The sequence below is a fragment of the Pseudomonas sp. Z4-7 genome (genome assembly GCF_051131965.1).
Taxonomy (GTDB): Bacteria; Pseudomonadota; Gammaproteobacteria; order Pseudomonadales; family Pseudomonadaceae; genus Aquipseudomonas.
Genome location: NZ_CP071642.1, coordinates 262303 through 275835, shown reverse-complemented (window position 1 = coordinate 275835; position 13533 = coordinate 262303). Strand labels below are relative to the sequence as shown.

The 13533-nt window shown below is 61.0% G+C and carries 14 protein-coding genes; 11 read left to right on the top strand and 3 right to left on the bottom strand.

Going from position 1 to position 13533, the window contains the following annotated elements; genetic code table 11:
• Nucleotides 1–43 precede the first annotated feature (43 nt).
• The 4 genes from J3P91_RS01140 (at nucleotide 44) to J3P91_RS01125 (ending at nucleotide 3334) form a co-directional block, all read left to right on the top strand.
• Entirely contained in the window at nucleotides 44–853 is an 810-nt protein-coding gene (locus tag J3P91_RS01140) for a MetQ/NlpA family ABC transporter substrate-binding protein (protein WP_434602491.1), read from the top strand.
• Between the two features lies 1 nt (nucleotide 854).
• Nucleotides 855–1979: a methionine ABC transporter ATP-binding protein gene (locus tag J3P91_RS01135; RefSeq protein ID WP_434602490.1), complete on the top strand. Its 1125-nt coding sequence runs from the start codon at nucleotides 855–857 to the stop codon at nucleotides 1977–1979.
• Nucleotides 1969–2613 carry a methionine ABC transporter permease gene (locus J3P91_RS01130; protein ID WP_368556486.1) on the top strand — a complete coding sequence of 215 codons (645 nt, stop codon included), beginning with the start codon at nucleotides 1969–1971 and terminating at the stop codon, nucleotides 2611–2613. Before J3P91_RS01135 ends, J3P91_RS01130 begins: the two co-directional genes overlap by 11 nt.
• Before the next feature lie 94 nt (nucleotides 2614–2707).
• Complete coding sequence (locus J3P91_RS01125) at nucleotides 2708–3334, top strand: class I SAM-dependent methyltransferase (RefSeq protein WP_434570385.1); 627 nt, start codon at nucleotides 2708–2710, stop codon at nucleotides 3332–3334.
• Nucleotides 3335–3514: 180 nt separating this feature from the next.
• On the opposite strand, the gene J3P91_RS01120 is transcribed toward J3P91_RS01125, so the two are convergent.
• Entirely contained in the window at nucleotides 3515–4081 is a 567-nt protein-coding gene (locus J3P91_RS01120) for a transporter substrate-binding domain-containing protein (RefSeq protein ID WP_305497554.1), read from the bottom strand.
• A 132-nt stretch (nucleotides 4082–4213) separates the two neighbouring features.
• Here J3P91_RS01120 and J3P91_RS01115 point away from each other — a divergent pair, with 132 nt between their 5' ends.
• On the top strand, nucleotides 4214–4639 hold the full coding sequence (locus tag J3P91_RS01115; protein WP_434570387.1) for a DUF4399 domain-containing protein: 426 nt from the start codon (nucleotides 4214–4216) through the stop codon (nucleotides 4637–4639).
• A 192-nt stretch (nucleotides 4640–4831) separates the two neighbouring features.
• Here the strand turns inward: J3P91_RS01115 and serA are convergent, their stop codons facing one another.
• A complete protein-coding gene (gene serA / locus J3P91_RS01110) occupies nucleotides 4832–6061 on the bottom strand; it encodes a phosphoglycerate dehydrogenase (protein ID WP_039592617.1) in 1230 nt (409 codons plus the stop codon).
• A gap of 204 nt (nucleotides 6062–6265) precedes the next feature.
• Here serA and J3P91_RS01105 point away from each other — a divergent pair, with 204 nt between their 5' ends.
• From J3P91_RS01105 to J3P91_RS01090, 4 genes are all read left to right on the top strand, one after another.
• Nucleotides 6266–7660: an FAD-binding oxidoreductase gene (locus tag J3P91_RS01105; protein ID WP_434570389.1), complete on the top strand. Its 1395-nt coding sequence runs from the start codon at nucleotides 6266–6268 to the stop codon at nucleotides 7658–7660.
• Nucleotides 7661–7703: 43 nt separating this feature from the next.
• Nucleotides 7704–8369, top strand: a complete 666-nt coding sequence (locus tag J3P91_RS01100) for a fumarylacetoacetate hydrolase family protein (RefSeq protein ID WP_305497557.1) — start codon at nucleotides 7704–7706, stop codon at nucleotides 8367–8369.
• 230 nt (nucleotides 8370–8599) lie between these two features.
• The gene (locus J3P91_RS01095; protein ID WP_434602489.1) at nucleotides 8600–9532 is read left to right on the top strand and encodes an SdiA-regulated domain-containing protein; all 933 of its coding nucleotides are present in this window, start codon (nucleotides 8600–8602) and stop codon (nucleotides 9530–9532) included.
• A 118-nt stretch (nucleotides 9533–9650) separates the two neighbouring features.
• Nucleotides 9651–10565 carry an SdiA-regulated domain-containing protein gene (locus J3P91_RS01090; protein ID WP_434602488.1) on the top strand — a complete coding sequence of 305 codons (915 nt, stop codon included), beginning with the start codon at nucleotides 9651–9653 and terminating at the stop codon, nucleotides 10563–10565.
• Between the two features lie 139 nt (nucleotides 10566–10704).
• On the opposite strand, the gene rpiA is transcribed toward J3P91_RS01090, so the two are convergent.
• Complete coding sequence (gene rpiA, locus J3P91_RS01085) at nucleotides 10705–11379, bottom strand: ribose-5-phosphate isomerase RpiA (RefSeq protein WP_434570395.1); 675 nt, start codon at nucleotides 11377–11379, stop codon at nucleotides 10705–10707.
• A gap of 180 nt (nucleotides 11380–11559) precedes the next feature.
• Between rpiA and ilvA the strand changes: the two genes are divergently transcribed.
• On the top strand, nucleotides 11560–13074 hold the full coding sequence (gene ilvA, locus J3P91_RS01080) for a threonine ammonia-lyase, biosynthetic (protein WP_305497561.1): 1515 nt from the start codon (nucleotides 11560–11562) through the stop codon (nucleotides 13072–13074).
• Between the two features lie 38 nt (nucleotides 13075–13112).
• Nucleotides 13113–13526, top strand: coding sequence for a DUF2269 family protein (locus J3P91_RS01075; RefSeq protein WP_434570397.1), 414 nt, complete (start codon nucleotides 13113–13115; stop codon nucleotides 13524–13526).
• Nucleotides 13527–13533: the final 7 nt, after the last annotated feature.

The window sequence follows — 13533 nt, the reverse complement described above, 5'->3', positions numbered from 1 at the left end:
CGCCACGAAAGCACATGACTCATTAATGACTGGAACAACCGACATGACCAAGCAACTCCTGACCCTGCCAGTCAAAGCACTGGCCCTGGCCCTCGGCCTGTTCAGCTCAGCGCTGTTCGCCGCCGACGCGCCGTTGAAAATCGGCACCACCGCCGCCTTCGCCATTCCTCTGGAGGCCGCTGTCGAAGAGGCCGGCAAACAAGGCCTGAAGGTTGAGCTGGTGGAATTCAGTGACTGGATCGCGCCTAACGTCAGCCTCGCTTCGGGTGACATTGACGTGAATTATTTCCAGCACATTCCCTTCCTGGAAAACGCCAAGGCAGCCGCTGGGTTCGACCTGGTGCCGTTCGCGCCGGGAATCATCAACAATGTCGGCCTCTACTCGAAAAAATACAAAAGCTTCGACGAGCTGCCCGAAGGCGCGAGCGTCGCCATAGCCAACGACCCGATCAACAGCGGTCGCGGCTTGCAACTGCTGGCCAAGGCCGGGCTGATCCAGCTCAAGCCGGGCGTCGGCTACAAGGCCACCGAAGACGACATTGTCGCCAATCCGAAGAAGATCAAGATCCTGCAGGTCGAAGCCGTGCAACTGGTGCGCGCCTATGAAGACGCCGATCTGGTGCAGGGCTACCCGGCCTATATCCGCCTGGCGAACACCTTCGACGCGACGTCCGCGTTGCTGTTCGACGGCCTCGATCACAAGGAATACGTCATCCAGTTCGTGATCCAGCCCAAGAGCAAAAGCGACCCGCGGCTGATCAAGTTCGTCGATATCTATCAGCACTCCCCGGCCGTGCGCGCAGCCTTGGACAAGGCTCATGGGAAGCTTTATCAAGCCGGCTGGGAAAGCTGATATGAATGCCGTCAACGCTTTGCTTGAACAGCAAACGCCCACGCGCCGAAGCGCCGAAAGCACCGAGCTGCACCCACAGCTCAACCGGGCCCACGTGCGTTTTGTCGGACTGGGCAAAACCTACCTGGGCGCCCAAGGACCGGTGAACGCGCTGCACGGCATCGACCTGGCGATCCAGCGCGGCGAGGTGTTCGGCATCATCGGCCGCAGCGGCGCCGGCAAGTCATCGCTGATCCGTACCATCAACCGCCTCGAGCAACCCACCAGCGGTCGGGTGCTGATCGATCAGGTGGATATCGGCGAGTTCGATGAGGATCGCCTGGTCGAGCTGCGCCGGCGCATCGGCATGATCTTCCAGCATTTCAACCTGATGTCGGCCAAGACCGTCTGGCAGAACGTCGAGCTGCCGCTGAAAGTCGCCGGGGTGCCCAAGGAGCAACGCCAGCGCAAGGTCCGCGAGCTGCTCGAACTGGTGGGTCTGGATGGCAAGCACAAGGCCTATCCGGCACAACTCTCAGGCGGGCAGAAGCAGCGGGTCGGCATCGCCCGGGCGCTGGTCCACGATCCGCAGATCCTGCTGTGTGACGAGGCGACTTCGGCGCTGGATCCGGAGACCACTCAGTCGATCCTCCGCCTGCTGCGGGAGATCAACCACCGGCTGGGCCTGACGATCGTGCTGATTACCCACGAGATGGCGGTGATCCGCGAAGTCTGCGACCGGGTAGTGGTGCTGGAGCAAGGGCGGATCGTTGAGCAGGGGCCGGTCTGGGAAGTCTTCGGCAACCCGCAACATGAGGTCAGCCGGACGCTGCTGGCGCCGTTGCAGCACGCGCTGCCTGAAGAACTGCAGAACCGTTTGCAGCCGCAACCGGCCTCGACGGACGCAGCCACGGTGCTGCGCCTGCAATTCACCGGTACCGCCCGTGATGAACCGGACCTCGCAGCCCTGTTCGGCGCCCTCGGTGGCCGGGTGCGACTGTTGCACGGCGGCATCGAACGGATCCAGGGACATGGGCTGGGACAATTACTGCTGGCCGTGAGCGGCTCCTCACTGGGCGCCGAGGAGTTGCGTCAGCGGGCAGGTGCATGGGCGCAACGGGTGGAGGTGCTGGGTTATGTGGCTTGATCGCTTATTGCAGGGCTTCATCGACACGTTCCTCATGGTCGGTGTGTCGTCATTGATCGCGTTGCTGGCGGGCATTCCGCTGGCGGTTATCCTGGTCACCAGCGGCAAGGGCGGCATTTACGAGGCACCGGCGCTTAACCGTGCCTTGGGCGCGTTCGTGAACCTGTTTCGCTCGATCCCGTTCCTGATCCTGATGGTGGCGCTGATTCCGTTCACTCGGCTGATTGTCGGCACGACCTACGGCGTGTGGGCTGCGGTGGTGCCGCTGACCATCGCCGCGACGCCGTTTTTTGCCCGCATCGCCGAAGTCAGCCTGCGGGAAGTCGACCACGGCCTGATCGAAGCGGCCCAGGCCATGGGTTGCCGGCGCTGGCATATCGTCTGGCACGTATTGCTGCCGGAGGCGCTGCCAGGCATCGTCGGCGGTTTTACCATCACTTTGGTGACCATGATCAATTCCTCGGCCATGGCCGGGGCGATCGGCGCCGGTGGCCTGGGTGACATCGCCTACCGTTACGGCTACCAGCGGTTCGACAGCCAGATCATGCTCACGGTTATCGTGCTGCTGGTGGCGCTGGTCGCGGTGATCCAGTTGGGGGGCGATCGTCTGGCGCGCGGCCTGAACAAACGCTGAAGCGCGACTCATTGTGGGAGCGAGCCAGCTCGCGATTGGCGGCCGGCGGGCTTGCGGTATAGTCGTCAAACACTCCCCAGCAAAGCCCGCGATCATGAAACACACTGCCGAAGACCTGCACGTCATCACCGCCACGACCCTGGGTCATTACAACGCCGTGGCCGAGAATTTTCGCGAAGGCACCCGCGATCATGATGTCAGCCAGAACATCGATGCGTTGCTGCGCCACATCCAGGGCCAGGCGCCGTTTCATATCCTCGACTTCGGCTGCGGTCCGGGGCGGGATTTGCGTACGTTCACCGGCATGGGCCATGTCGCGGTCGGCCTGGACGGTTCCGAAGAATTCGCCCGGATGGCCCGCCAGGACAGCGGGTGCGAGGTGTGGCAACAGGACTTCCTGAAACTCGACCTGCCGGATGGACGCTTTGATGGGATTTTTGCCAACGCGGTGCTGTTTCATATTCCAGTCCAGGAACTGCCCCGCGTGCTCAGGCAGCTGCACGCCACGCTAAAGGCTGGAGGGGTTCTGTTCAGCTCCAATCCACGAGGCGAAAACCAGGAAGGCTGGAACGGCCAGCGCTTCGGCGCCTACCACGATCTCGACGCCTGGCGCAGGCTGCTGGGCGCGGCAGGTTTTGTGGAGCTGGAGCATTATTACCGGCCGGCGGGGCTGCCACGGGAACAGCAGCCTTGGTTGGCCAGTGTGTGGCGTAAGCCTTGAAGACAGATCAATCGACCGTATGGATGCTGCCCCCCGTGGCGAGGGAGCTTGCTCCCGCTCGGCGGCGCAGCCGTCGCAAGGCGGCTGATGCGGTCTGTCCGGGAAATCACCTGATCCGGACTAGGACTGCTTCGCAGCCCAGCGGGAGCAAGCTCCCTCGCCACGGGTGATTCCATTTTTTCACTCCGGCTGTTTCAACCACTTCTGCGACAACTGCTCCAGCCGCCCATCCTCCTTGATCCGCGCCAGGGCATTGTCCAGGCTGGCCTTGAAGGCCGGGTTGTCCTTCTGGAACGGAATCACCAGGCTGGGCGGCGGGCCTTTCTTGTCCTGCGCCTGGAACGACTGCGCCATGACCAGCGGACGTTGCGACTCGTCCTTGCTTGCCAGCAACTGCGCATCCGGTTGGCTGTAAGGGGTACTGGTATCGAAACGATCCGCCAGTTCCGGGGTCAGTGCTATGTGATTGATGGCGACGTCGTATTTGCCGGTTTCCACACCGGCCAGCAAATCCTCGGCATCGGTGACAACGAAATCGGCGCGTACATCGAGTTCGTTCGCGAGCATTTCGCCCAGCTCCACTTCGAAGCCAGTGAGTTTGCCGTCTTCCTTGAAGTTGAAGGGCGCCGTGTTGGCCTCAAGAGCGATGCGCAACTCGCCCCGGTCGTTGATATCGTCGATCAATTCGGCATGGGCCAAAGGGCTCAAAAGGGGTAGCAGGCAGATCAGGCCAGGCAGGAAACGCATGGTCACTCCTAGAATTTATACAAGCGACGCTCGTCTCAGGCTCGCTTTGCTATGGTTGTTGCAGGCTTCGACAACGATTGTTCATGAAGTTGTCATGACTCAGCGGATTTCATCGAAAAACTGGAGAAAAAAATGAAAAGCTTTATGTCTCGTGCCGCGTTGGCTGGCCTGTTGTTGGGCACCTCGATGCTGGCAACAGCGGCGACCCCGGCCCCCAAGGGCGCAGAAGTGTTCATCGTTTCCCCGGAAGATGGCGCCACCGTCAGCCAGGAATTCAAGGTCAAGTTCGGCGTCAAGGATATCGCCCTGGCTCCGGCGGGCGATGTGACCAAGAACACCGGCCATCACCATTTGCTGATCGATGTCGACGACGTGCCGAAGGAAGGCGCGCCGATTCCGACCGACGCCCACCACATGCACTTCGGCAAGGCACAAACCGAGGCCACCATCAAACTGGCCCCGGGCAAGCACACCTTGCAGTTGATCCTGGGCGACAGCGGCCATATGCCGTTCGACCCGTCGATCGTGTCCGAGAAAATCACGGTGAATGTGAAGTAACACCGGCTTGAAAACGCAGCTTCTCTTGTGGGAGCGAGCCTGCTCGCGAAAGCGGTCTGTCAGACTTATTTGTATTGGCTGATATTGCGCCTTCGCGAGCAGGCTCGCTCCCACAGGGTTTCCAGGTTGTGCCAGATAAAAAAACGGGAGCCCCCCGCGGGGCTCCCGTTTTTTATTGCAAGTCCAGCCTGCTTAGAACAACACGCGGCAACGAATGGTGCCGTTGATGTGCTGCAGCTTCTCCTGCGCCAGGTCGGAGTATTCGGCATCGACGTCGATCACGACGTAGCCGACCTTCTCGTTGGTCTGCAGGAACTGGCCGGAAATGTTGATGCCGTTTTCCGCGAAGACCTTGTTGATCTCGCTCATCACACCCGGGATGTTCTCGTGGATGTGCAGCAGGCGGTGCTTGCCAGGGTGAGCGGGCAAAGCCACTTCCGGGAAGTTCACCGACGATACCGAAGTACCGTTGTCGCTGTACTTGACCAGTTTCTCCGCCACTTCCAGACCGATGTTGGCCTGGGCTTCAGCGGTGGACCCGCCGATGTGCGGGGTCAGGATCACATTGTCCAGGCCACGCAGCGGGCTCTCGAAGATGTCGTCGTTGGAGCGCGGCTCCACCGGGAACACGTCGATGGCAGCGCCGATCAGGTGCTTGTCCTTGATCGCTTCGGCCAGGGCGTCGAGCTTGACCACGGTGCCACGCGCGGCGTTGATCAGGATTCCGCCTTTCTTGATGGCACGGATTTCCTTCTCGCCGATCATCCACTGGGTGGCCGGGGTTTCCGGTACGTGCAGAGTGACGATGTCGGACATGCCCAGCAATTCATGCAGGTCGTTGACCTGGGTGGCGTTGCCCAGTGGCAGCTTGGTCACGGTGTCATAGAAGAACACCTGCATGCCAAGGCCTTCGGCAAGTACCGACAACTGGGTGCCGATCGAGCCGTAGCCGACGATACCCAGCTTCTTGCCCCGGATTTCGAAGGAGTTGGCCGCGCTCTTGATCCAGCCGCCACGGTGGCAGGAAGCGTTTTTCTCGGGGATGCCGCGCAGCAGCAGGATCGCTTCGGCCAGCACCAGCTCGGCAACGGAACGGGTGTTGGAGTACGGCGCGTTGAACACCGCGATACCGCGCTCACGGGCCGCGTTGAGGTCAACCTGGTTGGTGCCGATGCAGAAGCAGCCGACCGCGACCAGTTTCTTGGCGTGGTCGAAGATCTCTTCGGTCAGTTGAGTACGGGAGCGAATGCCGATGAAGTGAGCATCGGCGATCTTTTCCTTGAGCTGGGCTTCCGGCAGAGAACTGGTGATGTACTCGATGCTGGTGTAGCCCGCCGACTTGAGGACGTCGACAGCCGATTGGTGGACGCCTTCGAGAAGAAGGAACTTGATCTTGCTCTTATCGAGAGAAGTCTTGCTCATCTGCGTAAACCTGTGTCCCGGAGAAAAATGGCAGGGAATCGGGCAGCCTGGGCCGGCCCGACCGGCATGACAGCCGTCGCCGCAGAACAGCCGTTGGGCACTACGCTGCGGGGTCGGTATGCTAGCATATGCCCCCCGCAAACACCCATTCCTGCGACGTGAAGCGTTCTCAGGATGACCATGAATTGTTCGAGAGTTCTGTCGATGACCAATCCTGCCGTGATAGATGAGCTGAAGACCCTGGTTGAGCCTGGCAAGGTCCTGACCGATGCCGACTCCCTGAATGCTTACGGCAAGGATTGGACCAAGCATTTCGCTCCGGCGCCGGTGGCCATCGTCTTTCCCAAGACCATCGAACAGGTCCAGGCCATCGTGCGCTGGGCCAATGCGCACAAGGTCGCGCTGGTCCCCTCGGGCGGACGTACCGGGCTGTCCGCCGCGGCCGTGGCGGCCAATGGCGAAGTCGTGGTGTCCTTCGACTACATGAACCAGATTCTCGACGTGAACCTGACCGACCGCACCGCCGTGTGCCAGCCGGGCGTGGTCACCGAACAACTGCAGAACAAGGCCGAGGAACATGGCCTGTACTACCCGGTGGATTTTGCTTCAGCCGGTTCCAGCCAGATTGGCGGCAATATCGGCACCAATGCCGGCGGAATCAAAGTCATTCGCTACGGCATGACGCGTAATTGGGTGGCGGGCATGAAAGTCGTCACCGGCAAGGGCGACGTGCTGGAGCTGAACAAAGACCTGATCAAGAACGCCACCGGCTACGATTTGCGCCAGCTGTTCATCGGCGCGGAGGGCACGCTTGGCTTCGTGGTCGAAGCCACCATGCGCCTGGATCGGGCGCCGAAAAACCTCACCGCGATGGTGCTCGGCACGCCGGATTTCGATTCGATCATGCCGGTGCTGCATGCCTTCCAGGGCAAACTGGACCTGACCGCATTCGAGTTTTTCTCCGACAAGGCCCTGGCCAAGGTCCTCGGTCGCGGCGACGTGCCGGCGCCTTTCGAGACCGACTGCCCGTTCTACGCCCTGCTGGAATTCGAGGCCACCACCGAAGAAGTCGCCAACCACGCGCTGGAAACCTTTGAGCACTGTGTCGAACAAGGCTGGGTGCTCGACGGCGTGATGAGCCAGAGCGAAACCCAGTTGCAGAACCTGTGGAAATTGCGCGAGTACATCTCCGAAACCATCTCGCACTGGACGCCGTACAAGAACGACATCTCGGTAACCGTCTCGAAGGTACCGGCATTCTTGCGGGAAATCGATGCAATCGTCGGCGAACACTACCCGGACTTCGAAATCGTCTGGTTCGGCCACATCGGTGACGGCAACCTGCACCTGAACATCCTCAAGCCGGAAAACCTGAGCAAGGATGAATTCTTCGCCAAGTGCGCGACGGTGAACAAATGGGTGTTCGAGACCGTCGAGAAGTACAACGGCTCGATTTCCGCCGAGCACGGCGTGGGCATGACCAAACGCGACTATCTGACCTACAGTCGCTCGCCGGTGGAGATCGAGTACATGAAAGCGGTAAAGGCAGTCTTTGACCCCAACGGCATCATGAACCCGGGCAAGATCTTCGCGGTTTGACCCTTATAAACACCTGATGAAAATCCAAAGGCAGGAGTCGGTTATGAGCTATCAGCACCAGTATGTCGACGGTACGCGTATTCATTTCCCGATCGGGAAAGTGGTGTGCATTGGCCGCAACTATGCCGAGCATGCAAAGGAACTGGATAATCCGGTGCCCACCGAGCCGTTGCTGTTCATCAAGCCAGGCAGCTGCGTGGTGCCGCTGGAAGGCGGCTTCAGCATTCCCACCGACCGCGGGTCGGTGCATTACGAGGCGGAAATCGCCGTGCTGATCGGCAAGCCGCTGTCCACCCGGCCCAGCGCTGAGGAAGTGCTGGACGCGATCTCCGGCTTCGCTCCGGCCCTGGACCTGACCCTGCGGGACAAGCAGGCCGAGCTCAAGGGCAAGGGACTGCCCTGGGAAGTCGCCAAGTCTTTCGACGGCGCGGCGGTGATCGCCCCGTTCGTCTCGAAGGACACCTTCGCCGACCTGACCGACATCCCCGTTCGCCTGGTCATCAATGGCGAAGTGCGCCAGGACGGCAACAGCAGCCTGATGCTCAACCCCATCGTGCCGATGATCCAGTATATGGCCGGCTGTTTCTCGCTGCAGGCCGGCGACGTGATCCTGACCGGCACGCCGGCCGGCGTCGGGCCGTTGAACGTCGGTGACGAACTGGTGCTGGAACTGCCGGGCGCGAGCCGCTTCGAGAGCAGTGTTCGTTAACGGCTGCATCTGTCCATCCTGTGGGAGCGAGCTTGCTCGCGATTGCGTCATGTCAGCCGACATCAACATGTCGGACACACCGCTATCGCGAGCAAGCTCGCTCCCACAGGTTAGCCTGAGCGGCCATCCGGCCATTTACCGTTTTTTTCACATGCCATCCGGATAATTCCGGGCAATGCGGCATCTGAGCCAGCCAGCCCCTAGCCGAATTTCCTGGAACGTGTCCCCTGATGGCCAAGACCCAAGCACTGCCCACCCCCAAAGCATCCCGTCGCTCTCGCTTCGCCCTGCCCTGGTATGTCTGGCTGCTGATCGCGGGCGCCAGCGCTTATGGCCTGGCATTCGCCATGCATTGGGATGACCGGGGCCTGCTTTGGGTGTCGGAGCGCTTCCAGAGCCAGGCCGAGCGCCGGGAAAGCATCTGGCTGCCTGATTACCACGCTGTCATTGACGCCAAGGCGCTCCCGGGAATGGAAGACGACGAAGCGTCCGACCTGACCTATAGCCCACAGACCAAGACCCTGTTCGCGGTGATGGGCAAAAATCCATTCCTGGTGGAGCTGAACCTGCAGGGTGACGTCTTGCGCAAGATGCCGCTGGTGGGCTGGGGCAACCCTGAAGGCGTGGCTTTCATGGAAAACGGCCTGCTGGCCATCACCGATGAACGCAAGCACACGCTGTCGATCGTCCAGGTTGATGCCAATACCCGCGAGCTGAACATCAAGGACTTCCCCCAATATGACCTGGGCACGTCGAAGAACCAGAACAAGGGATTCGAAGCCATCGTCTGGGACCCGAAGAATCAGCAGCTGATCCTTGGCGAAGAGCGCCCACCGGCATTGTTCACCTGGAAAAGCGACGGGAGCCAGTTGCTCAAGGGCGACAAGCAGATCCATGTCAGCAACGAACTCGACCTGCGCAACCTGTCCGCCCTGGCCGTAGACCCGCGCACCGGCCACACGCTGGTGCTATCGGCCGACTCCCATTTATTGCTGGAACTGGACGAAGCAGGCGATCAGGTCAGCTTCATGACCCTGCTCGGCGGCTTCAACGGTCTGAAGGACACGATCCCTCGCGCCGAAGGCGTCACTGTCGATGAAGCCGGCACCCTCTACATCGTCAGTGAACCGAACCTGTTCTACCGTTTCGAAAAACAGCACTGACAGCGCGACTTTGTAAGACACTTCCCACCATCGTGTAGGATGTGGCACGCGGCCATTAAGCTTCAGTTCAGGCAGTCGTGGTATTTCCAACCACCTGTTTTTATCCGAGCCCTCCTACATGCGTCGACTTGTCCGTCCCAAGCCACTGTTCCTGCTGTTGCTGGCCATCGTGCTGATCGCCCTGATCGCGGCGGGCCAGTACCTGCGCCTGTTCGAACGCGCCTGGTTCAACATGAGCAGCCTGTGGCACCCCGTCAACGAGCAGGCAATCGCACTGGATCAGTACCAGGTCGCGCTTGAGGCGCAGGTGATCGAAGGGTTGGACGATGACGTTTCGGCGCTGACCTTCGATCCGATCCGCAAGACCCTGTTCACCGTGACCAACAAGAATCCCGAGCTGATCGAGCTGTCGCTGGACGGCAAGATCTTGCGGCGCATAGCCCTGGTCGGGTTTGGTGATTCGGAAGCGGTGGAATTCATCAGCGAGAACATCTATGTCATCACCGACGAGCGCCAACAACGGCTGATCAAGATCCATCTGGACAACGACACCCGGTTCCTGGACGCGGCCGAAGCCGAGCAGATCTCGCTCGGGGTGCACATGAGCAGCAACAAGGGTTTCGAAGGGCTGGCCTACGACTCCCTGGGCAAGCGGCTATTCGTGGCGAAGGAGCGCGACCCGATGCTGATCTACGAGGTCCACGGGTTTCCCCACCACAACCCGGAAAAATCCTATGCGGTGCACGTCGTCAACAATCCCAAGCGTGACGCCGGGCTCTTTGTGCGCGACCTTTCAAGCCTGCAATACGATGAGCGCAGCGGTCACCTGATGGCGCTGTCCGACGAGTCGCGGTTGATCATCGAGCTGGATATCAATGGCCGTCCGTTGAGCACGCTGTCGTTAAGCAAGGGCCGCCACGGCCTGCAAAAAACCGTCCCCCAGGCTGAAGGCCTGGCCATGGATGACGATGGCAACCTGTATGTGGTGAGTGAGCCGAATCTGTTTTATGTGTTCAAGAAGGCGCGGCCTTAAGCTCGCATAGACCCCATGTGGGAGCGAGCTTGCTCGCGATAGCGGTGGGTCAGCTTGCATGGATGTCGAATGTGCCTTCGTCATCGCGAGCAAGCTCGCTCCCACAGGGTCCGGTGTGAACCAATAACTATCCGCCGGGTTATTCAGCCCGCAGCGTCTTCACCCCTTCAGCAGTCCCCAGCAACAGCACATCCGCCGGACGTGCGGCGAACAGGCCGTTAGTGACCACGCCGACAATGGCGTTGATCTGGCGTTCCAGCTCCACCGGGTTGGTGATCTGCAGGTTGTGGACGTCGAGGATGATGTTGCCGTTGTCGGTCAGCACACCTTCGCGATACACCGGATCGCCGCCCAGTTTCACCAACTGACGGGCGACGTGACTGCGGGCCATGGGGATAACTTCCACCGGCAGCGGGAAGGCGCCGAGTACTGGCACCAGCTTGCTGGCGTCGGCGATGCAGATGAAGGTCTTGGCGACTGCCGCGACAATCTTCTCGCGGGTCAATGCAGCGCCACCGCCCTTGATCAGGTTCAGGTGCGCATCGCTTTCATCGGCGCCGTCGATGTAGAACTCCAGGTCGCTCACAGTGTTGAGCTCGTACACCGGGATCCCGTGGCCCTTGAGGCGCGCGGCGGTGGCTTCGGAGCTGGCGACCGCGCCATCGAACGCACCCTTGTGCTGCGCCAGCGCGTCAATGAAGCAATTGGCGGTCGAGCCGGTGCCGACCCCGACGATGCTCTTGTCATCCAGCTTCGGGAGGATGAGGTCGACGGCGGCCTGGGCCACGGCCTGTTTGAGTTGATCCTGGGTCATGCGGGCTCCGAGGGTGCCGAGAGGGAACGAAAGGCCGGCATTATAGGCGTCGGAGCAGCCTTGGTCATTGCCTGTTTGGCACAGATCCAGTGTGGCAAGTGCCTTAATTCGTGTGGTCGCCCGGCCAAAAGCCGGGTTAGACTCCCTGGCCCTGCCCAACCCGCTCAGTGATGCTTTCCGATGCTCGAACAGTACGTCAAGAAGATCCTCACCTCGCGCGTTTATGACGTTGCCGTTGAAACCCCGTTGCAGACCGCTCGCCAGCTCTCCGAGCGGCTGGGCAATGACGTCTGGCTCAAGCGTGAAGACCTGCAGCCGGTGTTCTCGTTCAAGATTCGCGGGGCCTACAACAAGCTGACCCAACTCAGCGACGAAGAGCGCGCCCGTGGCGTAGTCACGGCCTCGGCCGGCAACCACGCCCAGGGCCTGGCGCTGGCAGCCAAGGTGCTGGGCGTCAAAGCCACCATCGTCATGCCCAAGACCACCCCGGAAATCAAGGTCGAAGGCGTACGCTCCCGCGGCGGCAAAGTGGTGTTGCATGGCGACTCGTTCCCCGAGGCGCTGGCGTATTCGCTGAAGCTGGTCGACGAAAAGGGCTACGTCTATATCCATCCCTATGACGACCCTCATACCATCGCCGGGCAGGGCACCGTGGCGATGGAGATCCTCCGCCAGCACCCCGGGCGCCTCGATGCGATATTCGTCCCGGTGGGCGGTGGCGGGCTGATTGCCGGGATCGCGGCCTACGTGAAATACCTGCGCCCCGAGATCAGGATCATCGGCGTCGAGCCTGATGACTCCAATTGCCTGCAAGCGGCCCTGGCCGCCGGGGAGCGCGTGGTATTGCCGACCGTCGGCCTGTTCGCCGACGGCGTGGCCGTGGCGCAGATCGGCCAGCACACCTTTGATATCTGCAAGCACTACGTGGATGAAGTGATCACCGTCAGCACCGACGAGATCTGCGCAGCCATAAAGGATATCTACGACGATACCCGCTCGATCACCGAACCGGCCGGCGCCTTGGGCGTGGCCGGGATCAAGAAGTACGTCGAATCGCGGGGCATCAGCGGTCAGACCCTGGTGGCCATCGATTCCGGCGCCAACGTCAACTTCGATCGCTTGCGCCATGTGGCCGAGCGCGCCGAGCTGGGCGAAGGGCGCGAGGCGATCATCGCCGTGACCATTCCTGAGCAGCCGGGCAGCTTCAAGGCGTTCTGCGAAGCCATCGGCAAACGGCAGATCACCGAATTCAACTACCGATACAACACCGGCAGCGAAGCGCACATTTTCGTCGGCGTACAGACGCATCCGGAAAACGATCCGCGCAGCAAGTTGATCGCCAGCCTGACCGAGCAAGGCTTCCCGGTGCTGGACTTGACCGACAACGAGCTGGCCAAGCTGCACATCCGCCACATGGTCGGCGGGCACGCCGCCCACGTCATCGACGAAGTGGTGCTGCGTTTCGAGTTCCCGGAGCGTCCGGGCGCGTTGTTCAACTTCCTCAACAAGCTGGGCGGGCGCTGGAATATCTCGATGTTCCACTACCGCAACCATGGCGCGGCGGATGGTCGCGTGGTCGCCGGGCTGCAAGTGCCTCACGATGAACGCCACCTGGTACCGGCCGCCCTGGAAGAAATCGGCTATCCGTATTGGGATGAAAGCGATAACCCGGCCTATCAGCTGTTTCTTGGTTGAAGGGCTACGCTGAAGGACATCGGCCTTAAGGAAATCCCATGGAAACTCTGCTGACCTTGAAAGTCCTGCACGTCGCGGCCACGGTCCTGCTGCTGGCTTGCGGTGTAGTCCTTGCCGTCCTGGCCTGGCGTAAACGCAGCGAGGGACCGGCCAGCACGCTGCGGCGTCCCTGGCTGTTGGCCTGGTGCGTGATGCTGGTCTGCATGCTGAGCATGCCGTTCACCGGCTGGTGGCTGGTTCACCTGGTGGGCTGGCCGTTGGGGCAAAGCTGGCTGTTGGGTTCCAGCGTGATCTACACGGTGGCGACGCTCTGCGTTTTCTGGCTGCTGGCAAGGCTCAATCGTCTGCGCTTGGGCAGCGGTGGCGGCAGCAGGTTTACCCTGGCATTGGCGATCATCGGTGGCGTCGGCTTCCTGTCCATCGCCGCGCTGATGGGTGCCAAGCCGATTTAAGCGACAG